At 66.6% G+C, this 25046-nt stretch carries 29 protein-coding genes and 1 pseudogene; 16 read left to right on the forward strand and 14 right to left on the reverse strand.

The features are described from left to right. Window positions 1–8: 8 nt before the first annotated feature. From AC1DW0_RS01105 to AC1DW0_RS01125, 5 genes are read left to right on the forward strand one after another with little or no spacing between them, the layout of a single operon-like run. Window positions 9–881 (forward strand): putative selenate ABC transporter substrate-binding protein, encoded by an 873-nt coding sequence (locus tag AC1DW0_RS01105; RefSeq protein ID WP_477944551.1) that lies wholly within the window; start codon window positions 9–11, stop codon window positions 879–881. Next, window positions 878–1684: a phosphonate ABC transporter ATP-binding protein gene (locus AC1DW0_RS01110; protein WP_477944553.1), complete on the forward strand. Its 807-nt coding sequence runs from the start codon at window positions 878–880 to the stop codon at window positions 1682–1684. The genes AC1DW0_RS01105 and AC1DW0_RS01110 overlap by 4 nt, the downstream gene beginning before the upstream one ends. Then, complete coding sequence (gene phnE, locus AC1DW0_RS01115; RefSeq protein WP_477944555.1) at window positions 1684–2499, forward strand: phosphonate ABC transporter, permease protein PhnE; 816 nt, start codon at window positions 1684–1686, stop codon at window positions 2497–2499. The genes AC1DW0_RS01110 and phnE overlap by 1 nt, the downstream gene beginning before the upstream one ends. Continuing rightward, entirely contained in the window at window positions 2496–3266 is a 771-nt protein-coding gene (locus AC1DW0_RS01120; protein WP_477944557.1) for a PhnE/PtxC family ABC transporter permease, read from the forward strand. The genes phnE and AC1DW0_RS01120 overlap by 4 nt, the downstream gene beginning before the upstream one ends. Further along, on the forward strand, window positions 3263–3850 hold the full coding sequence (locus tag AC1DW0_RS01125) for a nitroreductase family protein (RefSeq protein WP_477944558.1): 588 nt from the start codon (window positions 3263–3265) through the stop codon (window positions 3848–3850). The genes AC1DW0_RS01120 and AC1DW0_RS01125 overlap by 4 nt, the downstream gene beginning before the upstream one ends. On the opposite strand, the gene AC1DW0_RS01130 is transcribed toward AC1DW0_RS01125, so the two are convergent. Then, window positions 3834–5333, reverse strand: a complete 1500-nt coding sequence (locus AC1DW0_RS01130) for a peroxidase family protein (RefSeq protein ID WP_477944560.1) — start codon at window positions 5331–5333, stop codon at window positions 3834–3836. The two genes, AC1DW0_RS01125 and AC1DW0_RS01130, sit on opposite strands and share 17 nt — an antisense overlap. 203 nt (window positions 5334–5536) lie before the next feature. On the opposite strand from AC1DW0_RS01130, the gene AC1DW0_RS01135 reads away from it, so the two are divergent. The 4 genes from AC1DW0_RS01135 to ureC are packed head-to-tail and all read left to right on the forward strand — an operon-like array spanning window position 5537 to window position 8063. After that, the gene (locus AC1DW0_RS01135; protein WP_056195107.1) at window positions 5537–5839 is read left to right on the forward strand and encodes an urease subunit gamma; all 303 of its coding nucleotides are present in this window, start codon (window positions 5537–5539) and stop codon (window positions 5837–5839) included. Between the two features lie 9 nt (window positions 5840–5848). Continuing rightward, entirely contained in the window at window positions 5849–6016 is a 168-nt protein-coding gene (locus tag AC1DW0_RS01140) for a hypothetical protein (protein ID WP_477944562.1), read from the forward strand. After that, on the forward strand, window positions 6016–6321 hold the full coding sequence (locus AC1DW0_RS01145; RefSeq protein WP_477944916.1) for an urease subunit beta: 306 nt from the start codon (window positions 6016–6018) through the stop codon (window positions 6319–6321). Before AC1DW0_RS01140 ends, AC1DW0_RS01145 begins: the two co-directional genes overlap by 1 nt. Then, window positions 6318–8063 carry an urease subunit alpha gene (gene ureC, locus AC1DW0_RS01150; RefSeq protein WP_477944564.1) on the forward strand — a complete coding sequence of 582 codons (1746 nt, stop codon included), beginning with the start codon at window positions 6318–6320 and terminating at the stop codon, window positions 8061–8063. The genes AC1DW0_RS01145 and ureC overlap by 4 nt, the downstream gene beginning before the upstream one ends. Before the next feature lie 13 nt (window positions 8064–8076). On the opposite strand, the gene AC1DW0_RS01155 is transcribed toward ureC, so the two are convergent. The 8 genes and pseudogenes from AC1DW0_RS01155 to AC1DW0_RS01190 all read right to left on the reverse strand — a co-directional run bounded on the left by AC1DW0_RS01155 (window position 8077) and on the right by AC1DW0_RS01190 (window position 14807). Further along, a complete protein-coding gene (locus AC1DW0_RS01155) occupies window positions 8077–9417 on the reverse strand; it encodes a hypothetical protein (protein WP_477944566.1) in 1341 nt (446 codons plus the stop codon). A gap of 86 nt (window positions 9418–9503) precedes the next feature. Then, the gene (locus AC1DW0_RS01160) at window positions 9504–10322 is read right to left on the reverse strand and encodes a hypothetical protein (RefSeq protein ID WP_477944568.1); all 819 of its coding nucleotides are present in this window, start codon (window positions 10320–10322) and stop codon (window positions 9504–9506) included. 61 nt (window positions 10323–10383) lie between these two features. Further along, window positions 10384–10491 (reverse strand): annotated as a pseudogene (locus AC1DW0_RS01165) (transposase domain-containing protein); the annotation flags it as partial. A gap of 124 nt (window positions 10492–10615) precedes the next feature. After that, window positions 10616–10879, reverse strand: coding sequence for a PIN domain-containing protein (locus AC1DW0_RS01170; RefSeq protein ID WP_477944570.1), 264 nt, complete (start codon window positions 10877–10879; stop codon window positions 10616–10618). A 184-nt stretch (window positions 10880–11063) separates the two neighbouring features. Next, window positions 11064–12500 carry a PA domain-containing protein gene (locus AC1DW0_RS01175; protein WP_477944572.1) on the reverse strand — a complete coding sequence of 479 codons (1437 nt, stop codon included), beginning with the start codon at window positions 12498–12500 and terminating at the stop codon, window positions 11064–11066. Next, window positions 12487–12930, reverse strand: coding sequence for a post-PEP-CTERM-1 domain-containing protein (locus tag AC1DW0_RS01180; protein WP_477944574.1), 444 nt, complete (start codon window positions 12928–12930; stop codon window positions 12487–12489). The genes AC1DW0_RS01175 and AC1DW0_RS01180 overlap by 14 nt, the downstream gene beginning before the upstream one ends. 18 nt (window positions 12931–12948) lie before the next feature. Further along, entirely contained in the window at window positions 12949–13617 is a 669-nt protein-coding gene (locus AC1DW0_RS01185) for a choice-of-anchor J domain-containing protein (RefSeq protein WP_477944575.1), read from the reverse strand. Window positions 13618–13976: 359 nt separating this feature from the next. After that, entirely contained in the window at window positions 13977–14807 is an 831-nt protein-coding gene (locus AC1DW0_RS01190; protein ID WP_477944577.1) for a spondin domain-containing protein, read from the reverse strand. A gap of 345 nt (window positions 14808–15152) precedes the next feature. On the opposite strand from AC1DW0_RS01190, the gene AC1DW0_RS01195 reads away from it, so the two are divergent. The 5 genes from AC1DW0_RS01195 (at window position 15153) to AC1DW0_RS01215 (ending at window position 19904) form a co-directional block, all read left to right on the forward strand. After that, entirely contained in the window at window positions 15153–16052 is a 900-nt protein-coding gene (locus tag AC1DW0_RS01195) for a PEP-CTERM sorting domain-containing protein (protein ID WP_477944579.1), read from the forward strand. Between the two features lie 163 nt (window positions 16053–16215). Then, a complete protein-coding gene (locus AC1DW0_RS01200; protein WP_477944581.1) occupies window positions 16216–16893 on the forward strand; it encodes an ion channel in 678 nt (225 codons plus the stop codon). Window positions 16894–16937: 44 nt separating this feature from the next. Then, window positions 16938–17750 carry an alpha/beta hydrolase gene (locus AC1DW0_RS01205; RefSeq protein ID WP_477944583.1) on the forward strand — a complete coding sequence of 271 codons (813 nt, stop codon included), beginning with the start codon at window positions 16938–16940 and terminating at the stop codon, window positions 17748–17750. 9 nt (window positions 17751–17759) lie between these two features. Then, window positions 17760–17966: a TfoX/Sxy family DNA transformation protein gene (locus AC1DW0_RS01210; RefSeq protein WP_457326390.1), complete on the forward strand. Its 207-nt coding sequence runs from the start codon at window positions 17760–17762 to the stop codon at window positions 17964–17966. Window positions 17967–18023: 57 nt separating this feature from the next. Then, window positions 18024–19904, forward strand: coding sequence for a hypothetical protein (locus tag AC1DW0_RS01215; protein ID WP_477944585.1), 1881 nt, complete (start codon window positions 18024–18026; stop codon window positions 19902–19904). An 87-nt stretch (window positions 19905–19991) separates the two neighbouring features. Here AC1DW0_RS01215 and AC1DW0_RS01220 read toward each other — a convergent pair whose 3' ends face one another. From AC1DW0_RS01220 to AC1DW0_RS01235, 4 genes are all read right to left on the reverse strand, one after another. After that, complete coding sequence (locus tag AC1DW0_RS01220; protein WP_477944587.1) at window positions 19992–20648, reverse strand: energy transducer TonB; 657 nt, start codon at window positions 20646–20648, stop codon at window positions 19992–19994. 145 nt (window positions 20649–20793) lie between these two features. After that, window positions 20794–21456, reverse strand: a complete 663-nt coding sequence (locus AC1DW0_RS01225) for a class I SAM-dependent methyltransferase (RefSeq protein WP_477944589.1) — start codon at window positions 21454–21456, stop codon at window positions 20794–20796. Then, window positions 21453–22274 (reverse strand): crotonase/enoyl-CoA hydratase family protein, encoded by an 822-nt coding sequence (locus AC1DW0_RS01230; protein ID WP_477944591.1) that lies wholly within the window; start codon window positions 22272–22274, stop codon window positions 21453–21455. The genes AC1DW0_RS01225 and AC1DW0_RS01230 overlap by 4 nt, the downstream gene beginning before the upstream one ends. Window positions 22275–22281: 7 nt before the next feature. Then, complete coding sequence (locus AC1DW0_RS01235) at window positions 22282–22470, reverse strand: AbrB/MazE/SpoVT family DNA-binding domain-containing protein (RefSeq protein WP_477944593.1); 189 nt, start codon at window positions 22468–22470, stop codon at window positions 22282–22284. A gap of 60 nt (window positions 22471–22530) precedes the next feature. On the opposite strand from AC1DW0_RS01235, the gene ureE reads away from it, so the two are divergent. After that, window positions 22531–23142 (forward strand): urease accessory protein UreE, encoded by a 612-nt coding sequence (ureE, locus tag AC1DW0_RS01240; protein WP_477944595.1) that lies wholly within the window; start codon window positions 22531–22533, stop codon window positions 23140–23142. 12 nt (window positions 23143–23154) lie between these two features. Here the strand turns inward: ureE and AC1DW0_RS01245 are convergent, their stop codons facing one another. After that, on the reverse strand, window positions 23155–23982 hold the full coding sequence (locus tag AC1DW0_RS01245; protein WP_477944597.1) for a hypothetical protein: 828 nt from the start codon (window positions 23980–23982) through the stop codon (window positions 23155–23157). Window positions 23983–24306: 324 nt separating this feature from the next. Between AC1DW0_RS01245 and AC1DW0_RS01250 the strand changes: the two genes are divergently transcribed. Then, on the forward strand, window positions 24307–24993 hold the full coding sequence (locus tag AC1DW0_RS01250; protein ID WP_457355918.1) for an urease accessory protein UreF: 687 nt from the start codon (window positions 24307–24309) through the stop codon (window positions 24991–24993). Window positions 24994–25046 lie beyond the last annotated feature (53 nt).

Raw genomic sequence — 25046 nt, forward strand, 5'->3', positions numbered from 1 at the left:
GAACCCTGATGACCGCCTTCCCCCGTTCCGTCGCCCGTGTGGCGCGTGGCCTGGTTGCCGTGCTGGCGCTCACCGGCGCTGCGGCGCAGGCCCAGCAGGTGCTGCGCGTGACAGCCATTCCCGACGAGTCGCCCACCGAACTGGCGCGCAAGTTCGCGCCGCTGGGCCAGTACCTGGAGAGCAAGCTCGGCATGAAGGTCGAATGGACGCCGGTGACCGACTACGCCGCGGCTGTCGAGACCGTCGTCAACAAGAAGATCGACCTGGCCTGGTTTGGCGGCTTCACCTTCGTTCAGGCCAACGTACGCTCGGGCGGCAAGATCATCCCGCTGGTGCAGCGCGAGGAGGACGAGAAGTTCCGCTCCGTCTTCATCACCGACAAGGCCAGCGGCATCGCCAAGCTGGAAGACCTCAAGGGCAAGACGCTGAGCTTCGGCTCGCAGAGCAGCACCTCGGGCCACCTGATGCCGCGCAGCTTCCTGCTGGCCGCCAAGATCAACCCCGATGTGGACCTGAAGCGCGTGGCCTTCAGCGGCGCGCATGACGCGACCATCGCCGCCGTCGCCAGCGGCAAGGTGGACGCCGGTGCGCTGAACATCTCGGTCTGGGAGAAGTTCGTGGCCGACAAGAAGGTCGACCCGAACGAGGTCAAGGTCTTCTACACGACGCCGCCCTACTACGACTACAACTGGTCGGTCCACGCCGACATGCCGCAGGCCCTGCAGGACAAGATCAAGGCCGCCTTCCTGGCACTGGACCCGAACACGGCGCAGGGCAAGGAGATCCTCGGCCTGCAGCGTGCGACCAAGTTCATCGCCACCAAGCCTGAGAACTACGTCGGCATCAAGGCCGCTGCCGAGAACGCTGGTCTGTTGAAATGATTGAACTGAATGGCGTCGACGCCGCCGCGCTGGGCGGTGTGACGCCGGTGCTGCGCGGCATCACGCTCGGGCTGGCCGCCGGCGAGCAGGTGGCCGTCATCGGCGCCTCCGGCGCGGGCAAGACGACGCTGCTGAACCTGCTCGCGCTGATGCAATGCCCGCTGGCCGGCCGCTTCACGTTGCTGGGCCGCGAGCCCTGGTCGCTGGCGCGCGCCGAGCGCCGCCGGCTGCGCGCCGGCATTGCGCTGGCGCCCCAGCATCCGCCGCTGCCACCGCGCCAGCGTGTGGCCGTGGCTGTGCTGGCCGCGCGGCTGCCGCGCATGTCTTTCGGCCGCGCACTGCGCACCTTGTGGAGCCCGCCGGACGCCGCACTCGCGCAGGACGCGCTCGAAAAGCTCGGCCTGCCCGACAAGCTCTGGTTGCGTGTGGACCGTCTCTCCGGCGGCGAGMGCCAGCGTGTGGGCCTGGCGCGGCTGCTGGTGTCCGACACCCAACTGTGGCTGGCCGACGAGCCGCTCGCCGCGCTGGACCCGACTCGCGCCGGGCAATCCCTGGCGGCGCTGCAGGACGGCGCCCGCGCCGCAGGCGCCGCGCTCGTCTGCAGCCTGCACCAGGTGGACCTGGCGCTGGCGCGTTTTCCGCGCGTGATTGCGCTGCGCGCCGGGCAGCTGGTGTTCGACGGTGCGCCGTCGGGCCTGGGCGGCGACTTGCTGGACGAGCTCTACCGCAGCCAGCTGGAGCCGCCGCCCGAGATCGCGCCGCTGCCGCAGCCGGTGCCTCTGCCGCAGGCGATGTGCCGTTGATGAATCCCGCCCTGCGCGACCCGGCGCTGAGCCGCCGCTGGCTGGCCTTGCTGATCGGCCTGGTGCTGCTGTGGCCGCTGCTGGTGCTGTCCGAGTTCAAGCCCTGGACGCTGCTGGACGAGCGCGGCCTGCGCGCCACCGGGCGCTATCTCGCGCAGTTCATCCACATGCGCAGCGACGCCGAGTTCCTGCAGATGCTGGCACAGGACACCTGGCGCACGGTAGCCATCGCGACCGCGGGCCTGACGCTGGCGCTGGTGCTGGCCGTGCCACTGTCGCTGCTGGCCACGGCGCGCTTGTCCGCCAGCACGCTGGAGGGCCGGCCCGGCCCGGCACGTTGGCTGCGCCGCGCGGTGCGGGCGCTGCTGGTGGCGCTGCGGTCCATTCCCGAGCTGATCTGGGCGCTGGTGTTCGTGCGCGTCGTGGGCCTGGGCGCCACGGCCGGCGTGCTGGCCATTGCCATCGCCTACGGCGGCATGCTGGGCAAGGTCTACGCCGAGATCCTTGAAAGCGCCGATGCCGCGCCCACGCACGCCCTGCTGAGCGCCGGCGCCACGCGCTGGCAGGCGCTGTGCTTCGGCGCGCTGCCGAGCTGCCTGCCCGAGCTGCTGAGCTACACGGTCTATCGCTGGGAATGCGCGGTGCGATCGTCGGTCGTGCTGGGCTTTGTCGGCGCGGGCGGGCTGGGCCAGCAGCTGGACAACGCGTCCAAGATGTTCGCGGGCAACGAGGTCAGCGCCATCCTGCTGGTCTTCATCGGCCTGGTCATGCTGAGCGATGCCTTCAGTCGCTGGCTGCGCGGGCGCCTGGCATGAAGCGCGAACCCGTGCGAGCGTCGACCTGGGCTGTGCTCGCCGGCCTGGCGGCATTGGTCGTCGCCAGCTTCTGGTCGCTGAACCTGCAGTGGTCGGCTTTCCTCGGCGTGGATGCGCTGGCCAGCATGGGCCGTTTCGGGATGAGCTTCTTCCCACCGCAGCTCGCGCCGGCATTCCTGGCCAAGACCGGCTGGGCGCTGCTGGAGACCTTGGCCATGTCGGCTCTCGGTACAGCACTGGCGGTCGTTGGCGGGCTGCTGCTGGCGCTGCCGGCCTCCGGGCAGGGCGTGGGCCGGGCGGTGGCGCGCATGCTGCTGAACCTGCTGCGCAGCGTGCCCGAACTGGTCTGGGCCACGCAGCTGCTCATCCTCGCCGGCCTGGGCCCCTTGCCCGGCACGCTGGCGCTGGCCCTGCACACCAGCGGCGTGCTGGGGCGGCTGTTTGCCGAGAGCTTCGAGAACGCGCCAGCGGCCGGTGCACTGGCGCTGCGCCAGCGCGGCCTGGGTGAGGGCCGCGTGTGGCTGTTCGCCACGTTGCCGCAAACGCTGCCGCAGCTGGTCAGCTACACGCTGTACCGCTGGGAAAACAACATCCGCGCGGCCAGCGTGATGGGCGTCGTCGGCGCTGGCGGCCTGGGCCAGATGCTGAGCTACCACCTGGGCCTGTTCCAGATGGCCGAGACGTGCACGGTGCTGGCCGGCATGATCGCGCTGGTCGGCCTCGTGGACGCGCTGTCCTGGGTCGCCCGCAAAAGCCTCACGCGATGAATCCTGAACCCCTGCAAGCCCTGCTGACCCGCTATTCGGTCGGCCCCAAGCATCTTATCGAGCCCGGCCCCAGCGACGAGCAGCTCGCGCTGATGACGCAGGCTGCGCTGCGCGCACCCGATCACGCCGAGTTGGTGCCCTATCGGTTCAAGCTGGTGCGCGGCGCCGCAAAACAAGGCATGGCCGCCCTGTTTGCCGACGCGGCCCGTGCGGCCGGCAAGGACGAGGAGGGCGCGGCCCTGGATGCCGAGCGTGCGTTGAAGCCGCCGATGACGGTCGCCGTCGTCGCCCGTATCGACCTGGGCCACCCGCAGGTGCCGGCCCACGAGCAATGGGCGGCCGTGGGCGGCGCCATCGCCAACTTTCTGACGGCGGCACATGCGCTGGGCTTTGGCGGCAAGATGCTCAGCGGCGCCAAGGTGCGCAACCCGGCCATCGCCGCGGCCTTCTGCGAGCCGGGCGAGACGCTGGTCGGATGGATTGCGCTGGGCACGCCCGCGCGCCGCCCCACCGGGCCGGCGCGCAAGCCAGCCGCGGATCAGGTGCTGCTGGAGTGGGCGCCGCCGATCAAACCAGGCCGGTGAACTTCAGCACGTTCCAGAAGCTGATCTCGTTGCCGATCATCGGCACCCAGCCCGCCGGCGCGGCATTGCGGAAGGAGCGCGGGTCGGCATCGACGACGCCGTTGAACACCTCCATCAGGATGCGCCCGCCCACCGGGCCGAGCTGGGAGACCGAGCAGGGGCCGGTGACGAAGTCGTCATCGTTCAGGTCACGCTTGCCCGCCTCGCGCCAGTACTTCAGCACCGGCACCTGGGCCTCGGCCAGGATGTAGAACCACAGCGGCGTCTCGGTCAGGAAGCGCTTGTCGGCGCTCTCGATGCTCTTGTAGGTGAAGCCGTTGAGCCCTTCCTCGCGCACCATCAGATCGTCCGGGCCCAGCGGCTTCTCGTGCAGCTTGGCGGCAAAGGCCTGGCCGGTGGCGATGGCGTAGCTGGGCAGGTTGCCGCGCTTGAGGTTGAGCCCAGCCAGCGACGCGCCATTGCCTACGCTGGGTGGCAGGGTGGCCAGCGGGTCCACCAGCGAGGGGTCGATCTTGTAGGCCCACTGCAGGCGCACGGCGGGGTTGTTCTCCACCGGCTCGGGGCCGTTCTTGACGGGAATGGCAAAGCTGGGCGTGAAGAAGCGGCCCCAGTCGTCGATGACATGCGCCTCGGGCAGCGGCTGGAAGCCGATCAGGCTGTCATCGTTGAGGTCGCCGCCGTCGAAGATGAGCTTTTTGGTCGCGCTGTTGAGCCGGTAGCCGCGCCTGACCATCGAATGCCCGTAGCGGTAGGCCGCGCCGACGAACTCCTTGGGCAGCTGGGTGCGCAGCGTCGGCACGTAGAGGTCGTAGGCCGCGTCGCCCAGCGCAGCACGGCGCTGCGTGAAGAAGTCGTAGGTGTGGGTGTTGACGATGCGCAGCAGATAGTCCTCCAGCACGACGCGCTGGTAGGTCCAGGTGACCTCGGCGCGGGCGCGCTCGAACAGGTTGCCGGTGTCGCCGCTGGCGGCGAGCTTGGCGACGACGGCGTTGTGGAACTTGATCATCGCCAGCTGGATCTGGCAGACGATGGAGTTCTCGTCGTTGCGCTTGTCGCCAATGATGGCGCGGCCATTGGCCGGCTGGCGCATCAGGTCCTTGCCGCTCGGGTCGATCAGCAGCGTGGCGCCGTCGGCGGCGTACATGTAGGGCTGGTCCTGTGGGCCGGCGCCGTAGACGCAGTCCAGGTCCAAGGCCGGGTTGCGCAGGTTGGACGCGGCGTCCGTGGGTCGGGAGAAGGACGAGGTGATGTCCAGCGTCAGGTCATGGTCGATGAACTGGCCGAAGTAGGTGTAGCCAGCCGGCACCTTGAGGTTCTCCTCGGCGTCGGCGCCGTCGTTGAGTTCGTCGTCCGGCACGATCATCAGCGCGGCCAGCGCGTCGAGGCTGGCGTCGCTGAAGGGCTTGTGGTTCTCGGGCAGCAGGCGGGTGAACTTCTGTTCGCGGGTGCCGAGCAGGCCGTGGCCGTTGTTGGGGGTGGTCATGGCGGTCTCCTGAAAAAACGAGGGCAGAACGGCATGCTGAGCCGGTGGTGAGGACATTGAATCCTCAGCCCTGTGGAGAAAGCATCTCTGGCATGCTTCAAGCTAGGGGTTAGGTAGCCCCGATTGCCCTCAAGCTGTCGCGAAGCCAACATGGAGCTGCCTCCCCATGCTTGGCCACCAAGCTGACCAACAAGTGAAGAGAGATGGAACTCACCCCAAGAGAGAAGGACAAGCTGCTGCTCTTCACCGCAGCGCTGCTCGCCGAACGCCGCCGCGCGCGTGGGCTCAAGCTCAACTACCCCGAGGCCGTGGCCTTCATCAGTGCCGCCATCCTCGAAGGCGCGCGTGACGGCAAGACGGTCGCGCAGCTGATGAGCGAGGGCCGCGAGATCCTGACCCGGGCCGATGTCATGGACGGCATCGCCGAGATGATCCCGGAGATCCAGGTCGAGGCCACCTTTCCCGACGGCACCAAGCTCGTGACCGTTCATCAACCCATTGCCTGAGCCCTTCCCATGCGCAAAATGCTTTTGCTGCTGCCGTTGATCGGCGCTTCCGCCCTGGCCCACGACGGCCACGGCGCACCGGGTGTCCACCTGCACGGTTGGGATGGCGTCGGCATGACGGCCCTCGTCGCCGCCGCCGGCTTCGCGATCTGGTGGTTCGCCAAGGGCCGCAAGTGATGGTGCCGGGCGAATTGATCACCGCTGAGGGTGAACACGAACTCAACCCGGGCCGCCGCACGCTGACGCTGAAGGTCGCCAACACCGGCGAGCGGCCCATCCAGGTCGGCTCGCACTATCACTTCGCCGAGACCAACGCGGCGCTGGGCTTCGACCGCGATGCCGCGCGCGGCATGCGCCTGAACATCTGCAGCGGCACCGCCGTGCGTTTCGAGCCCGGGCAGTCGCGCACCATCGAACTGGTCGACCTGGCCGGCGACCGGACGGTCTACGGCTTCCGTGGCCTCGTGCAGGGCAAGCTATGAAGATTTCCCGCAGGGCTTACGCCGAGATGCTCGGCCCCACCGTCGGCGACAAGCTGCGCCTGGCCGACACCGCCCTCATCATCGAGATCGAGCAGGACCTGACGCTGCGTGCCGGCGGCTACGGTGAAGAGGTCAAGTTTGGCGGCGGCAAGACCGTGCGCGACGGCATGGGCCAGTCCCAGCGCCCGAACGGCCCGGGCGCGGGTGACGCGGTCGACACCGTCATCACCAATGTCGTCATCCTCGACCACTGGGGCATCGTCAAGGCCGACATCGGCTTGCGCGGCTGCCGCATCGCAGCCATCGGCAAGGCCGGCAACCCCGACGTGCAGCCCGGCGTGGACATCGTCATCGGCCCCGGCACCGAAATCATTGCGGGCGAGGGCTTCATCGTCACGCCCGGCGCCATCGACACCCACATCCACTTCATCTGCCCGCAACAGATCGAAGAGGCGCTGATGAGCGGCGTGACCACCATGATCGGCGGCGGCACCGGGCCCGCCACCGGCACGCTGGCCACCACCTGCACGCCCGGGCCCCACCACATCGCGACCATGTTGAAGGCCGCCGAGGCCTTCCCGATGAACCTCGGCTTCATGGGCAAGGGCAACGCCAGCCGCCCCGAGGCGCTGATGCAGCAGATCGACGCTGGCGCCATCGGCCTGAAGCTGCACGAGGACTGGGGCACCACGCCCGCGGCCATCGACAACTGCCTGAACGTGGCCGAGCTGACCGACACGCAGGTTGCCATCCACACCGACACGCTCAACGAGAGCGGCTTTGTCGAGGACACGATTGCCGCCTTCAAGGGCCGCACCATCCACAGCTTCCACACCGAAGGCGCGGGCGGCGGCCACGCGCCGGACATCATGCGCGTGGTGGGCGAAGCCAACGTGCTGCCCAGCTCCACCAACCCGACGCGGCCGTTCACCGTCAACACGCTGGACGAGCACCTCGACATGTTGATGGTCTGCCATCACCTGGACGCGGGCATTGCCGAAGACCTGGCCTTTGCCGAGAGCCGCATCCGCCGCGAGACCATCGCCGCCGAAGACATCCTGCACGACCTCGGCGCCATCAGCATGTTCTCGTCCGACTCCCAGGCCATGGGCCGTGTGGGCGAGGTCTCCTTACGCTGCTGGCAGACCGCGCACAAGATGAAGGTTCAGCGCGGGGCACTCGCGGCCGAAGGACGCGTTGGAGGTTCAGCGGGGGACGGTCCGGGCAACGACAACGCCCGCGTGAAGCGCTACCTCGCCAAGCTCGCCATCAACCCCGCGCTGGCCCACGGCATCAGCCATGAGGTGGGTTCGATCGAAGTCGGCAAATGGGCCGACCTCGTGCTGTGGAAGCCCGCCTTCTTCGGCGTGAAGCCGTCACTGATCCTGAAGGGCGGCTTCATCGCCGCCGCCGCGATGGGAGACGCCAACGCCTCCATCCCCACGCCGCAGCCGGTGCACTACCGGCCGATGTTCGGCAGCTTCGGCGCGGCGTTGCAGCAGGGCTCGCTGACCTTCGTCAGCCAGGCGGGGCAGGGCAATGTCGAGAAGCTGGGCCTGGCCAAGACCCTGGTGCCGGTGAAGGGCTGCCGCTCGGTCAAGAAGGCCGACATGCTGCTCAACAACTACCTGCCAACGATGGAGATCGACGCGCAGACCTACGAGGTGAGGGCGGACGGCGTGCTGCTGACCTGCGAGCCGGCGAAGGAGTTGCCGATGGCGCAGAGGTATTTTTTGTTCTGAGCACGCACCAACGCTACTGGTTCGTAGATTGAATCGCCTTATTTGCCTGATCGAGCAGCACGTCAGGATCTCTTGGGATGCGAACTGTTTCTAGAGCGTTCAACAATAACTCGCCTGCTACTAGTACTACGTTGGCCGCCTTTAGATCGTCGAGTTGCACTGCAATTTGCGCCCTTGGTACGCGACACACAAGGACTGCCACTACGTCCCCGACATGCCCGGCGTTCTTGAGGCTCTCTGACAAGGCGCCCCGCCGTTGGACAAGCTTCCCAAGCTTGGCCATGACGTCGGAAAGTTTTGAAGTGCACTCAATCAACACTAGTCGGCCTTGGGGCGTGGTGACGACAAGGTCAGGAGCGTCAGTCTCTGCAGGAGCACCTGTGCTGAAGCCCAGCACGAAGAGCAGTGCTGCGACACCCGCCTCAAATTCCCGTCCGTTACTTTCAAGAACTGCCTTTCTCAGCATCCGAAGGTCTTTGTCGAAGTGCTGCATGGCGAAGTAGCGGTTATTTCTAGCTCGGGCCGAATCGATGAACCATTGGCGACGGACTACGGTGTCGCCAATCATCAGCACCGTAAGGGCGTTGTCTGCCCGATCAATCGGAACCGAGAGCCTGGCAGATTGGAGATCACCGTCGCTCTGCCAGGTGAGCGCTTTGCCTATTTGTCGTCTGGTCAGTAGTCCGTCACCGGGGACGGCTCGGACGGCAAGCCCCACTTTTGAAGTGTCGAATTCACTGTGTGCCTTGAGTGTCAGCGACAGGTCGTTCTCGCGAAGAAGACAGCTGTCGAACATCAAATCGACCGGGGGTAGAACTCTTAGGGTGATTGAAGGCGGTTGAGCGGACAACCAGGGCGCCGGAAGGCCAAGCCAAGCGGCTGCGTCTTCCAAACCATCAAACGGGACTTCGTTGCCGCGCAGATGGTTGTCGATGCGCGATGCATCAGTCGGAGACGGTAGTGGAAGGCGAATCCCCTGTACCTGCAAATGAAGATCGCAGAACCAGCGATCTCGCTGCTGCATCTCAGAGTAATAGCTCAAGTCAGCAGTCGGCATCAGGGACAGGGTGCGCTTGTGAACATGCAGTGTTCCCTTGGACGCTTCACGAAGGATGCGCCGTGCGGATGCCTTTGTGAGAACTGCATGGTGTTGTCCCAAGACGAAGGTCTTCGAGGAGACTTTTAGCTCGTGATGTTGCTCTGCACGGATTGGACTTAGTCCGACGCTTGCCGACCAGATCGTCCAGTGTTGCTCTTTGCGATGAGCGATGTATCGGACGTCCAGCGAGTAGTTGTCGCAAAGCCACCCGTCGGCCGCGTCCAGAAACGCTGCAACTGCGTCAGCTTGGTTCATTTGCCCCCCTGTTGTAAGCGTCCCGGCAAGTCATGTTGCATCGCTCTTCGGCTGCAGCGCAGGAAAAGCGCTCCGGAATCAAGCCGCTACTTTCCAGGCGGGGTAGCCGAGAAAGCCGCTTTGTGACGCTGCACGATCGGAAAAATCTGCAATTGACTCTCGTAGTCCCCTGACAGCACGTATCTCAGAATGAGGTCATTGGCATTGCCATTGAACCAAGGCGAAAGCCGTGCTCCTTCCTCACGCAGCTGCCGCTCTTCTAATTGCCATTGCGAAAGATCGAAGTCTTTCGGGACGACACGGCGAAAGTCCTCGTCCCGCAGCAACATCAACAAGTCAAACCGATCCCCCTGCGCCTTCAGGCCGAAGGACATTCGCTTGATCTGCTTGTCCTCATCGTCCTTCACTCGAAGCGGATCGGGCGGGCCAACGAGAGTCGGCGCGAGGGTCCGTGCGATCCGGTACACGCTTATCAAGACGACACTGCGCCTGAGGAAGTCCGTTTCCCTTTTGAGCCAAGGCACGCAGCGGGCATTGCACAAGGATGAGAGGGTGTCGTTGGACCCAGGGAGCTGACGCGCATAGATAGTCGCAATGACAGAGTCCTTGCCATTAAAGGCCGTCTGCATGTCGCCGCAAAAAGAGCGCATTAGCCGGGTGTACTCAGTGAGAGCCTCTTTGAGCGCGTCGTTTTCGGAAGGCCCAGACTTCAACTTCTGAGACCATCGCGCGATGAAAACGCTACTCAGCACGCCCTCCGCATAGGTGCCGCAGGCGTATTCAGCGACCAAGGGCACAGGGAGTACGGCTCCTGCCACTTCGCTGATTTCCCCCATCGCTGCCTGAGCCATAGAGGCCGCAACCGCCAGCGGCGCGACCATACAGAGCCTGTTCCAAACCTTCACGCGCCCTCCAAAATAGGCCATCGCCCGCGCCCAGCGAAGATTCTGGCAGGCGTTTGGCTGCCTAGCCGGATATCGCGGGGAACCACCGATGGGGCAACAACTCGGCTATGTCACCGACTCGCTGTGTCGGCAGCCGATGGAGCACGTCCTTGAGGTACTGATACGGGTCAAGAAGCCGGGGTCAAGTCTTAAATCTCAATCCCCCAAAGTCCTCGGCAACCACACCGACCCTCTGTATCGACAACGCCAATTCAGGAGTGCAGGACCCGGCGTTTTGTTCGCCGCCACCCGCTTCAAATAACCCGCACCCCCAGCAACTTCGCCATCCGCCGGTCGAACGTTGCCGTGAACTCGCAGCCCAGCTGCTGGTGCTTGGCCGCGATCAGGCAGTCCGAGAACCCGCACGACGCTTTCGCGAACAGGTCGGCCGCCACCGCGACCGCATCGCGGTCCTCGAAGCAAAACGCGGGCTCGTCCAACAGGCTGTGCACGGCCGCAAGCTGGGCGGCCTTGTTCTGCTCATAGGCCGACGCCAGAACCCACAGTGCCTCAGCCAACAACCACGTCGGTCATGAGCAGCGAGCCCATGCCCTGGCCGTGTTCACTCAGCAGGACTTCGACGCGCGGCGCCCCGTAGCCCACGGCAGGCCTTCGGTGAGGCGCGACTGAAAGGCGCGGCGCTGCCGTGCGTGTGAGTTCGGATTTCTCCGCGCCCCTGAGTCGATCCCAGTGAAGTGCGGCCTACCAGCCAATGTCCTTCAGCAACGCGAAGGTCAGGTCCTGGGGCAGAGTGACTGCGTGCAGCAGATCGCCGTTGATTGCCGGCTCCATCAGCAGGTTCGGGAAGGCGATGGTGTCGAAGTGCGATACCGACGACCCGCCCTGGAACGGATTCGGCGCGAACAGGCGGGCTCGGCCGAAAATGTCGGCACCGGCGTACTGCGAGGCATTCACGCCCATCAGCGCGGTGACGCCCGAGGAAGTGCGCGTGCGCTTGGACAGCGCGGTCTTCAACAGATTCCCGTCGGCCAGGGACACGCTGATCACTGGAATCGTCACTGTCGGGTCGGCGCCGCCCAGGGCGGGCGCGCTTCCTGCGACGTTGTTCACGACGATCGCACCGATGGCGCCCGCGTTCTGCACGTTCTTGGCCTTGATGGCGAAGGTGCAGGTGCCGCGGTCCACCAAGGCGATGCGGCCATTCACGGCCAGCGCGTTGGCGGCGCTCAATGGGTTGCAGGCCAGACCCGTCGAGGTGCCGGTATCAACCACCGGCATCAGCGTGTTGGTCACGGCGGACGACGACAGCGGCGCGCCGAAGGAGGCCGTGCTGATGTTGTACGGCCCCGCCGCGGAACCGGCCGCGGGCCCGCCAATCGTGAGCGAGGGCGTGCCCAGGCTCAGTACCGTGGGCAGGCTGGCCAGCACCCCGGCTCCGCTCCAGGTCAGCTTGCCGGTGTTCAACGCCGACTCCGCACGTTGCGAGTTGGTCATGTCCACCCACAGCAGCTTGGCCGTGTCGTCATAGATGTAGTGATCCCAGATCGACGGACGGTTGTCGAACTGCGCGCCGCTGCTGCCACTGGTGAAGGTCTGGAAGCCCAGGCCATGAGCGAACTCGTGCAGCAGCACGGTGACGAGGTCGACGTTCGGACCGTGGTTGTTGTCGAGTCCGAGGTAGAAGGGCGAGCCTGGCAGGCAATCTGCAAACAAGCCGAGGCGCGAGTTGAAGCGCGCGCGGATGTCCTGGCCATCGACCGGGTCGCCAGCGCTCAGGTTCACGCCGGCAAGCTTGTTGGCGAGCGCCTGGGGATACCAGGTGTTGACCTTGGCCGCGCCCGCAAAGTCACGCCATATGTTCCATGCGCCGGCGCTGCCCAGAACGGCGGAGGTTGCAGTGCAGGTCAGCGGCTCGAAGCTGGCACGGATGACGATGGTCTGCGAGCTGGTGAGCGTCGCACCCCAAATGTTGGCCGCGGTCTGGAAGGCAATCAAGCGCTGCTGGCCGAGTGTCGTGCCGGCGTTGCCACCCACGGGAGCTGCAGGCGTCGGGTCGTTGAACCCTTCGCCCGCGGCGTTCAAGTTCTGGATGACGATGGTGGCTGCGGCCTGCGCCTGCAGGACAGAGGCGGCCAGCAGGACGCCCGCCAGTGCGCCCAGGAACTCACTTTTCTTCATGGCTGTGCTTCCCGCGAGATTGATCAACGGTGGAGACGGCGGCCTTGGGGTCGCGGACCAGCTGCTCTGCGGTTTCCTTCCCGGTCACGCACTGCATGTCCAGCGAACCGTCCGCCTTGCGGGTGACCACCGAATATGACAAGAAGGCATCGTTGACTCGGTAGCGCACGCCGTTGGTCGTACGGATTTCCACCGGATCGCGGGTGTCGGGATTGGTTCCGGGTGCGGCAGCGGCCGCATCAGCGCGGGCCTTGGCGGCGGCCTCGTCCATCGCCTTCGCTTCGTCGGCCGTGGGCGGGCGCAGCTGGCCCGTCACCGGGTCGCGCACGATGCGCATTCCCACCGCATCGGCCGCAAATACCGGGGCCGACCCGACGAGCACCGACATGACGGCAATCAGACCCGCAGCCTTGAACTTGATTTCAGCCATGGTGATCATCCTCTCGTGTCAGACCGACCTGCGGCGCGCCTGCACCAATGCAGCCAAGCCCAGTGCCACTAGCGCAAGGGTCTGGGGTTCGGGCGCGGCATTTGATTCGGCCGCGGCCACCATCACGGTGTCGATGCCGATGTAGTTGGATGTGTCGGCGTCGCCGAAGTACTCAAAGGCGAAGCGGCCTATCGCGCCCGCGCCCAACCCGGGCAGCATCACGGTGTACGCGGTCCAGTCATCAACCAATGCCACCGTCGGCGACAGTCTCTCGGTGACGGCTTCACTGCCACCCTGGGCGGTGGCGCCGGCCAGCACGGCAAAGGTGTCGGAGAAGCCCGCACCCGCGGAACCGTCGCCGCGGACATAGAACGTCAGGGTCACATCGGACTCCAGGGAGAAGTACGGTGTGATCAGGAAGTTGTCGATGAACCCGCCGGGAGGAGCGGCCAGGTAGTTGGAAGCGATGTAAGCGTTGGCAGCGCCCGCCTGCGCGGTAAACGCCGTGGTGTTGTCGCCCTGGAACCAGTCGGTGCCGGGGCTGGGTGAACTGACGTTGGCCAGGACCCAGCCCTTGCCGGCCAGGGTCGCCACGTCGTCGAAGCCCTCGCTCAGGAGGACACCCGCTTGCGAAAGCGTAGCCAATCCCGCCAATACGAAGGCTGCGCCAAGTCTTGTGATCTTCATGAACACTCCGAATTAACCGCATTTGGGTTGGAGGCGCAGGCCGTCTCGGAGCAACCACTCTTTCCGGCCGCAACCTCGCCGACCTGGGCAGTTGGCGAGAAGTGCCTGTCCAGTAGCCCTCGCGACAAGATCAGTCAGTCACTGCATCCGTCCGATTGGCGAGGCTAGGTTCGTGGTTGCCTCGTGGCAAGCCCTCTTGTTGGGGGGAAGCTGGCAACGTACTAATGAAGCCGCTTGAACATGCGCATCAGCCGACCGTGCCGGCGCTACCTACAGCACCAAGCAGGCGGCATCCGCGCTGGCGTGGACATGCTGCTGCCGGCCCCGCCGCTGCCTTCACATCCTCTACCCAACTTCGCTCAGACCTTGTGCGCGTTCCCGGCGCCTGCACGCTTGCGCAGCAGATGGAGCAGCGGCAGCCCGCCGACCAGCAGCGCCCATGTGCTCGGCTCGGGCACAGCGCTGATGGTCAGGCTGGCTGCGGGGCCAGGCAGCCAGTTCCAGGCCGCTGGCGCATTCGCGTCGCCCCGGATGCCCAGGTGGGTGGTGATCAACCCACCTTCGGGATCGCGGGCGTTGCCCAGCCCGAGTGCGCCGAGAAAGCCGTTGGCCTCGTTGTTCTTCTCCGAACCCGCGTCGTAGCCGTACAGGTTGATCGTGACGGTGCCGGTGATGGTCGACAGGTCCAGGCCACTGACGCCGATGAAGCCGTCATTCGTCCAGCCCAGCATGCTGGCAAACGACAGCAGGTGGTGGGAAGCGTCGGCATTCACCATGACCGTCACGGCGTCCTGTTGAGGCAAAGGCGCAGACAGCGGCGCCACGACGCTGCGCACGCTCGTGCCGACCAGGGCGTTGGCTTCGCCGAGCAGGAAGCTGCGATTGCCGCCTTCTGCAATGCGCCAGATCGTCTCCGGTGCGGCCTGGCCGACGGTGTAACCCGTGTAGTCAGCGCTGTGCGTGATGAACACCGGTGGCGAAAGCCGCTGGCCGGTCTGTGCCGTCGCCGCCCCCGTCGCCGCGGCGTTGCTCGTCAGGTTCTTGAACGTGATCTGGTATGCCGGCGCTTGTGCGGCGGCCCCTTGAGGAAGCAAGAGGGCAGCCGCAAGCGCCACTCCGAGGGCGCCCAGCCGATGGGGCGTGATGGCTGGGCGGTGGGGGGCAGGGGCGGTGTGATGTGCGTTGTTCATTCGAGAGATCTCCTGTTGGTTGGCACGCGGGGCGACACCCCGCGTGCTGCAGTCGCCGCCAGGCCGCAGGCATTACTCCCTAGGTTCATAGCGACCACCCGGATGGGGGTGCTGCTGTAAGGAGCAGGACTGCAGGTCGACCAAAGCGCCCGCGGAAAAGCCGAAAGCCGGGGTCCCAGCCCGTTCGCTGGCAAGACACCGCAAACACCAACATTTCGGCGGCCCCCGAACACGACACCTTCGGTGTACAGACGTATTTCCAGCACGCAAGGGATCAGCCGGATTTAGGGACTGACGGCGCCCGGGCGGAGGCCTAGCCTTCGGTCACCAAACAAGGAGCCCGACATGCGCATCTGCCTCAAAGTGCTGCCCCTCGCGCTGGCAAGCTTGCCCACCTTCGCGGCCGAACTGAGCCAACAGAATCTCGGCGCCACGGGCGCTCTCGTATCGAGTTGCGCCGGCCTGGCCACCGGCGCCTTCCCGACTGAAGGCAACTTGTTCGACTGGCAGCCGGGCCTGTCCAACTGCAACGCCGCCTCGACTACCACGCCGGGACAGCAGCTGGCGACCAGCGGCACCTACAACCAGGCAACGCCTTCCATTCAGGCGGACTCGCATGGCAGCGCTACCTACGGCTCGGTCGGGATGTACGCACATTTCCGCGCCAATGCCAGCGCCGGCTTCGCAGCGGCCGAAAGCACGGCAGGATGGACCGACACGTGGACGCTGATGCCGGCCAACCCGGCCCAGGTCGGCCAGAACGCCGTGGTGAGCTTCAGCGTCCATCTCGACGGCGTGCTCGATGGCCTGCCCATCGGCAACAGCTACACCCGGATCGGCAGCCAGGTCTGGCTCAACAACGCGCCGGTTGGCGGGCAGAGCTTTCGCGCCCAAGGCCAGGGGCAGGGCGGCTTTCCGTTTCACCAGGTGATTGACCAGGACGTCAACTTCAGCGTCACGGTCAAGCTGGGCACGCCGTTCGAGTTGGGTGTCTTCTCGCGAGCGTCTGCTGGCACGGCCGGCGCCGGGCCGAACTGGTTCAGCGAGGCCAGCAGCGACTTCGCCAGCACGCTGACCTGGCAAGGCGTCAGCGGCGTCACGGTGGCCGGCAGTGCCATCGGCTACACGCTGAGCAGCCAGAGCGGCATCGACTGGAACGTGCCCTATGCGCCGGTTCCCGAGCCCTCGGTGGCGCTGCTGCTGGGTGGCGGCCTGCTGGCGCTGGTGCTTCGTCGGCGCGGCTGAACAGGCCTGTGCGAATGGCGACTTCTATCGATCTCGGATCGCGAAGCACGACGCCTTTCTGAGATCCGCCGAAGGAAGCGCGCCGGTTTGCGTCAGCGGCAGTCGAGCGAGGCGCGCCCCTGATTCGCGCCTGGCGCGAAGCCGTACGGCACAGAATCCCGGCATGCAAGTCCCCCACCGAAGACTTCTCGCCCTTACGCGCCGCCACCCGTCGGCCATTTTGCTGATCGTGCAGCTGGTCGGCCTGCTGCTCTACCCCATCCTTGAATCCACACGCGCTGGTCCCATCGCGTTGAGCGCCTTCGGCATCACGGTGCTGATCTTCACGACCGGCATGGTGCGGCGCACGCCGGGCCTGACGTGGCTGAGCGTGTGCCTGGCCTTGCCGGCCATCGTCATGCTGGTGCTGCAGGCGGTGTGGGAAATGCACTGGCTGCAGCCTTGGTCCGCCGCACTGGAAGCGCTGTTCTACTTTTATGCCGCCGGCAGCCTCGTCGCCTACATGATGAGCGACATGCATGCGACGACCGACGAGCTGTATGCGGCCGGCGCGACCTTCACACTGCTGGCCTGGGGCTTTGCCTACAGCTTCGTGGTGCTGCAGGCGGTGCAACCAGGCAGCTTCTCGGCCGCCGTCAACGCCGAACAGCCCCGCACCTGGTCCGAGCTGATGTTCCTGAGCTTCGCGCTGCTGTCCAGCACGGGCATCGGCGACGTCATCCCGGTGCGGCCGCTGGCTCGGGCTGCGACCAGCCTGGAGATGTTCGTTGGCGTGGGCTACCTGGCGGCCGTGGTGTCGCGGCTGATCGGGCTGACGCTGCTGCGCCGGGGGTCTGCGTGACCGCAGTGCCCGGAACTGCGCAGAAGACAACTCGAGGGCCTTCCATGTCCAGACGCCTGTGTTTGCTTCTGAGCTTTGCCTGCCTGCTGTCCGCCTGCGGCGGTGGCGGGTCGAGCAGCGACGCGACGCCGGCCGTCACGCCGCCGCCGGTGGTGATCACGCCCAACTACGTCTACGTGGGCACGCTGGAGCGCGACAAGTCCATCACGTCCAGGATCACCGGCATCAACTACCCGTATCACGTCTACCTGCCGGAGAACTACGCGACCTCGGGCAAGAGTTATGCGGTGATGTACGCGACCGACGGGCAGTGGAGCTTCAATGCGTTCTCGCAGCTGCTGGACAAACGCCGTAAGCCGATGATCCTGGTGAACATCGAGCAGGGCCCGGGTGACCGCCGGGCCATCGACTACACCGTCAACGGCGCGCCGGCCTATGCCCGTTTCCTGAAGGAGGAACTGGCGCCGCTGATCGAGGCCAACTACCGCACGACCGGCGTGCGCAGCTTCTCGGGCACGTCCTACGGCGGGCTGCTGGGCTCCATCCTGCTGAGCACCGAAGCCGTGGGCACGCCCTTCTTCAGGAACTACCTGCTGTTCGACGGCTCCTTCTGGGCGTTGACGGCCAAGAACATCCAGGACGAACAGGCGCGCTTCGCGGCCAACCCCCGTCTGCCAGTGCACCTGATCCTGACCAGTGCGAATGCGCCGGGCAACGTGAACGACGTGATCGCCTACGAAGCGCGCTACAAGGGCCGCGCCTATGTGGACCTGCTGATCCAGCGCAAGGACTTCAACATCGCGCACAACGACGTGGGCGACCCGTCGTTCGATTGGGCGATTGACCAGATCGACTAGGGTCCGCACATGTCAGACACGATCGAGTCCCTGGCCAACCTCGGCCCCAAGTCCGCAGCGATGCTGGCTAGCGTCGGCGTCACGACGCTTGAAGAGCTGCGCGCGCTGGGCGCCGTCGCCACCTACGTCCGGGCCAAGCGGGCCGGGCATAACAATGTGTCGCTGAACCTGCTTTGGGCCCTGGAGGGCGCCCGCGCGGCAGTGACTGGCCGTTAGGATGAAAGCTCGGATCTGCAACCACGCACCGAGCCACACTTCCAGAAGGAACAGCCAATGCGCAAGGGACCCTGGGCAAACACACTCGCCGCCGCCTTCTGTCTGCTGTCGGCCTGCGCCGCCAGCGCCCAGCAAACCCGCCCGGCAAACCTGGAGCGCGTGGAGGTGGCCGGCAAGAAGGGCGACCTCTCCGCGTGGCTGCGGGCCGAAAGCCAGCGCTTCGTCGTGTACTCCGACGCCAACCAGGAAGACGTCACCCAGCTGCTGGACAACCTGGAAAAGCTCGACCATCTGCTGCGCCTGTACACCCGGCCTAATCATCAAACCAAGGGCAAGGCCGACCAGCAGGAACCCAAGCTGACGCTGTACTACCACAGCCGGGTCTCGGCCCTGCGTGAGGTTGATGCCAGCGTGCCGGCCGATGCCGTGGGCCTGTACAGCAGTTGCGCTTCCGGCGTCCAGGGGTTCGGGGTGCATCTGGAACGCGTCTCCAGCCTCGCCGACGAGCAACTCGAACGGTCGCCGCTGAACGACACCCTGTCCTATGTCTTTGAGGCGTATGCGCGGCACTTCCTTTATCGCCACACGGACATCCGCATCCCGACGTCGTTCGTCGACGGCTTCGCGCAGTACTTCTCCGCCGTGCGGTTCTCGGAAAAGCAGATGGTGGTGGGCCGGCTGCCGAAGGACATCGGCGGCTACCTGCGACTTGTCAGAGACAGCCGGGTATCCAGCCTGGAATATGGCGACGTCCTGGAGGAGAACCTCGCCAACGCCCACAACTACGCCGGACCGGGCGGGGCACGCCTGGAGTTCGAGGCGAAGTCCTGGCTGTTGACGCACTACATGCTGTCCTCGGAAGAAAGGCGCCAGCGCCTGAACCGCTATCTCGGTCTCGTCGACCGCGGCGCCTCCCCGACGACAGCCTTCGAGCGGGCCTACGGCCTGAAGGCATCCGAGATCGGCCAGGTGATGTGGCGGTATAGCCTTCGGGGCACGGATGCCCTGCGTGTGGGACTCCCATCGCTGCCCGCCAGCCGGGTGAGGTTCCACGCGCTGCCCCGCGCGGCGGGCGAATTCGTGCTCGCGGATGCCGCCCTGAAGGCCTGCCCGAGCCGGCCGGCCGGGGAGGCCCTGCTCAAGAAGGTCGCCGGCCTGGCGGCGCAGTTCCCGAACGACGACCTGGCCCGCCTCACCTTGGGCCGGGCGCAGATCGACTGGGGCAACCCGCAGGACGCCCTGCCGGCGCTGAACGCCGTGCTGCAAGGGGAGGACGCCAATTTCGAGGCCCGCTATCTGCTGGGCATGGCGAACCTGCGCCTGGCCGAGCGCAACGAGGGCGATGCCAAGCGCGCCTATCTCCAGGCTGCTCAGGGCCACCTGCAGCGCGCCCGCGGCTTGAACCCGCAATCGCCGGAAGCTGCCTTGGCCGCCTTCAAGACCGAGGTGGCCGCCACGGATGCCCCGGACAGCGCAGCGCTGGAGGGTGTCATCTCGGCCTGGCAGACCGCACGCGAAGTCGACGCGCTCGCGCGCTCCGCTGCGCTGGCCTACGCCTATGCCGGCAATGCGGATGAGGCCCACCATACGCTCGTTTCGCTGGCGCAAAACGTGCGCGACGAGCCTTCGGCCCAATGGGCCAAGCAGTGGCAGGGCCGCCTCGAAGCGGGCGTGACCCGCGGCGACATCCTTGCGGAGATGCGTCGCAACCCAGCGCCCGACGCGCCGTTCAAGGAGTGGACCATCGACAAGAAGGACACGCTGCAAAGCGTGGAGTTCATCTCCAACGCGGAAGCCTCGGCAGCCTTCCTCGAGACCATGGCGCTTAGCGCTGGGAAGCCCGCGCAGCAGAGCCAACTGATTGCTGCCGCGCAGGGGCTGCGCATGGAAGCCATGAGGCGGCGCAAGCTCGCGCCGGACAGCACGAAAAGGAATTAGCCACGGGATTCAGCGCGGCGCGGCACGAGGGACGCTGGAAGCCAACGCACGCGGGCAGGCCCGCCCGTCCTGGCCAAAGCCGCCTTCTCAGTCCTTCAGGTTCCAGGTGATGGGCGTGATGCCGCGCAGCGTCACGGGCTTGCCATTCACCGTGCCGGGCGTGCCCTTGCACGACAGCACGAAGTTGACGGCCAGGCGGTCCAGGACCTTATGCCTGCGTGACTGACCGCTGGACTCGGCCACCCGCGCTTCAGAGATGGCGCCGGTGATGTCCATCGTGAAGACGACCATCGTCGTGCCTTGCACGTCGATGTCGGGATAGGCCGGTGAGCCGCACTTGCTGAAGTCCAGTTGCAGCGGTGTGCGCACCAGCGCGCCTCCCGGCTGGCCCCGGCCTGGTTGTGGTGCCGCTTCAGTGCCCGCGCCAGGCGAAGGCTGGGGGATGGCTGCGGCGGCGACGGTCGTCTCCGGCGGCTGCGTCACCTGCACTTCGGGCGGCGGTATGAAGCGCGGCGGTGGGGGAGACAAGGTGGGCAGTGGCAGCAAGGCCATCTTCGGCGATGGCGGCGGCGGTGTTTCTGGTTGGATGAGCTTGATCTCCACAGGGGCCTGCCGGGCCACCTGGACGATGTGGTGCGCCAGGCCGCTGACCAAGACCCAACCCAGCACGAGATGCAGCAGCACCACGACGCCGATGCCGGTGAAGCGCCTGCCCGGGCGGTGCTGCCGTTGAGCGAAATCCACGCGGTCTCCCTGGCTGAACGAATCCGGTCGGCGGCCCGTCACGGCGCGCTTTTATCGACGCACGAATTGTTGCCTGATCGGGTGCTGGAATGAACATCTGCGATGACGAGCCGCGTCGCAATGGCGAAGCGTCTTCGCGACGCGCTCAGACCCGCCTGAACACGAGCATGTGCCAGCGCGTGCCGGCGCTGGCCAGCACCGCGTCGTTGACGCTGCTGCTCTCCAGCATCAGTCCCAACTCGGTGAGCTGCCGCTGCACCGTGGCCGGGGCGTGGTTGTGGAACCGACGGCCATCGGCGTCGCGGTCACCACTCAACTGGCCGGGGTTCATTTCCGGCAGGGCAATCAGCAGTGCGGGCCGGCAGCGGGCCACGTCGCCTGCGGCGAGAGGGCGGAGCTGCCGAGCAAGCGAAGCCAGTGCGCCGGGCAGGTCGGCGGGGGCGATGTGCATCAGCACGGCACTGCACGCCACGGCGTCGAAGCCCTGGGGGCAGCAGTCCGAGAAGGGCGTGCCCAGTTGGGGAAGGCTGGCGTCGCGCAGCCGTCCGGCAAGGCCGGGCCGCAGCCGCAGCGCGGTTTCGCGCATGGTGGCGTTGGGCTCCACGCCGAAGGCCTCGAACCCGGCCTGCTGCAGCGCCGCCACGTCCCGGCCCGAGCCCGAGCCGACGTCCAGCACCCAGGCGCCCGGCGGCAAAGCAGCTTCGAGAAGGGGCAGCATCGCGCTGCGACTGGCCTCGGTGGCGGCCAACTGGGTGGCGTAGCCGTCGTAGAACGTGGCTGTGCCGGCGTCCGCTGCGTTCGCGCTCAATTGCGGAAAGAGGGTGCCGTGCCCTTGCCGGCCATCATGGCCTTGGTCAGGTCCTCGCTCATCAACATCGCGGCGTTCCAAGTCGCGATGTAGTTGAGGCCGTCGGCCACCGAGTGGTCGCGGGCGTAGTTCAGCTGCTCCTTGGTGCCGCGGATGGACAGCGGCGACTTGGACGCAATCGTCGCGGCGATCTCGCGCACGCCAACCCCAAGCGCCTCGCGGCTGTCGAACACGCGGTTGACGAGGCCGACCTGCTGCGCCTCGGCCGCTTCCACGCGCCGGCCCGTGTAGGCCAGCTCGCGCACCAGGCCCTGCGAGCCGATCAGCTTGGGCAGGCGTTGCAGCGTGCCGACATCGGCAACCATGCCGATGTCGATCTCCTTGATGGAGAAGTAGGCGTCAGCGCTGCAGTAGCGCATGTCGGCGGCGCAGATCAGGTCGATGCCGCCGCCCACACAGGCACCGTGGATGGCCGCGAGCACGGGCTTGCGGCAGCGCTCCAGGCTGGTGAGCGTGTCCTGCATGTCCAGGATGACGCGGCGCAAGCCCTCGCGGGTGCGGCCGTCGCAGGGGTCTTCGATCTGCGGGGCGATGCCCATCATCATCTGCAGGTCGATACCAGCGGTGAAGTGCCTGCCTTCGCCTTCCAGCACGGCGACGCGCGCTTCTGGCTGCGTGTCCACCCAGTCGAAGGCGCGGCGGATGTCCTGCCACATCGCCGCGTTCATCGCGTTGGCCTTGTCCGGCCGGTTCAGGCGGACGGTGGCGATGTGGTCCTGGACGGAGACGGTGAGGGTTTCGAGTGTGGGCGCGGTCATTGGGGAGTCAAGGTTGTGGAACGGAGTCGGGTTGCGGCTCGGTCGTTGCAGCATTGGCCCGCGTAAGCAGGATGCCAGTGGGCGTCTTGGTCAGCTGCAGGGTGTCACCTGCTGCGAGATTCAGGCGTGCCAGCACGGCGTCGGGAAGCACAAAGCCGAGAGAGTCTTGCGCCTCTACCAGTTGAACGATGTCCATGCTTGCCGCTCCTGAGGTGACCGCGTCGACAATACTAACCAGTTGCCCTCCGAACCCATCATGCACACCTTCTCCAAACGCCTCCCTCAAGGCGGTGGCCTCGCCGCCGTGCTGCTCAAGCGCTCTCCGGCTCTCGAACTCGATTGGGACACCCGCAGCAAGAGCCGATTCGGCGCGACTGACAGTTCCGGTCGCGAAGTGGCCGTGGTGCTGCCCCGCGGCACGGCGCTGCGCGGCGGCGACGTGCTTGTGGGTGAAGACGGTTCCCTGCTGCGCGTCATCGCCGCCCCCCAGCCCGTGCTGCAGGTGCGTTTCTGCGCAGAGCACGGCTCCGCATTTGATTTGCTGCGCGCCGCCTACCACCTCGGCAACCGCCATGTGCCACTAGAGCTGCAGGCCGAGCTGCTGCAGTTCGAGCCCGACCCCGTGCTGGCCGACATGCTGCGCCGCCAGCACCTCATCGTGACCGAAGCGCAGGCCGCCTTCGAGCCCGAGGCTGGGGCGTATGGCGAAGGGGCTGGGCATGGCCATCATCACCATGGGCATGACGACCATGCCCATGGCCACGCGCACGACCATGCAACGGCGTCGGCACCGGCGCGCAAGCCGCTGCCCATTCCGGTCCACGTGCACGGCCCCGACTGCAAGCATGACCACGATCACGGGCACTGACGCCCGCGCGCGTCAGCCGTCGCGGTCGTCCGGAGGCGCAACGCCGCGCAACGCCTGGGTCATGTGGTGGACGCTGGCTTCAGGGCCTAGCAAGGCCCGGCCGCGCGCCAGCACCTGCTCGGCCTCGGCGTCGCGCCGTTCCTTGCCAAGCACCAGCACCACGCGGGCCAGCTGCACGTCGATGACGCGCTGTTGAGAGCGCAGCATCTCGGCCCGCTCGCTGGCCGAGAGCTTGCTCGGCGGATGTTCCTGGATGAGCTTGTAAAGGCTTTCCACGCGCCCCACGACGGCGTCGACGCGCAGATGCTGGCTCGCGAGCTCGAACTCGTTCAGCTGGATCAGCGCGGGCAGCACGTCGAGCACGTCGCGCTCGGCCAGCACCGGGTCGCGGTCGGCGAGGCGCTTGAAGGCGTCGCGGGTGGACTCGCTCTGGCCGCCGAGGTAGTTGTTGATGTGGATGACCTCGCCCAGCGCCTGTTGGCCCGGGCGGCCGCCGGCATCGATCCGTGCCAAGGCCTGGTCGCGCACGGCCAGCAGCTGGGTCATGGCGGGTGCGTGGCGGTGCGCCAACGAGGCCCAGGCGGACAGCGCAAAGGACATGCGCACCCCCGACATCGCCGGATCGCGTTCCAGCACATGCTCGTGGAACCACAGATGCTTCTCGGCGGCCACGGCGAAGCGGCCCTCGTCGGCATCCTTGCGAGCGCCGATCAGGATCTCGTGGGCGCTGGCCCCGGCTGGTGGTTCCCAGGCCTGGGCGCAAGGCGTGGCGCTGACCAGCACCGCGGCGAACAGCCCGGCCAGGGCGGGACGTCTGACGGCCGCTGTCTTGTCTCGCATGCTTGAGCCTCCTTGAAGTGCGGCGCAGTGTAGGCACGGCGCCGGTGTGAGCGGTAGCAGGTAGGTCGGCAATTTCCCCGTTGCGGCCTAGATGCCGCCGATGGCTGCAGCACGGCACAACTCGCGACTAGCATGCCGCCCGCCGCCCGCCGCAGGCCGCAGGTCGTCGCCCCCAGTGGCCACCGACTGGACGCGGCCTGACCTGCAAGGCTGGGGCAGCAACGACCCCAAGCAGACTCTCTCGGCGCGCTTCTACGGCGCGGGCGTCGCATTCCACTTCTGATGGCGAAGGTTGGGTGCGTCTGGCGGGGCCAGAATCGCCCCATGCCGACCCCCGCTGCCCCCACCTCGCTGCTGCACCTGCTCTGGCTGGCCTCGCCGGCCTTGCCGGTCGGCGGCTTCAGCTATTCCGAGGGCCTGGAGGCCGCGGTTGACGCCGGCGTCGTGCATGACGAGACCAGTGCCGGCGACTGGCTGCTGAACCAGCTCGAACTCGTGCAGGCGCGCGCCGAGCTGCCGATCGCGGCGGCGGCGCACGCGGCGACGCTGGCGCTTGATGGCGCGCGGCTGGCAGAACTCAATGCCTGGGTGCTGCACACGCGCGAAACCAGCGAGAGCCTGCAGCAGGCCCAGCAGATGGGCCGCAGCCTTGTGGTTTGGATGCAGGGCCTGATGCCCGATGCCGCGGTGCTGCCCCTGCTGCAAAAGCTCAAACCGGCGCCGACCTGGCCCGTCGTCATGGGTGCAGTCGCGGCGTCCCGCGGTGCTGCGTTGGAGCCGGCGCTGCAGGCCATCGCCTTCGGTTGGGCGGAGAACCTGATGCAGGCCGCGGTGCGTTGCGTGCCCCTGGGCCAGACCTCGGGGCAGCGCCTGTTGGCACGCCTCGTGCAAGTCATCCCGCAAGCCGTGGCGACCGCGTTGGCAGCGCCCGAGCCCATGGCCTTCGCGCCGCTGCTCGGCATCCATGGCGCCCGCCACGAAAATCAATATTCACGACTGTTCCGCTCATGACAAAAAAACGCCGGACCGCTCCAAGTTTTTTTATCCCCCTCGGGGGGCCTGAC

The organism is Roseateles sp. P4_D2, assembly GCF_056401875.1.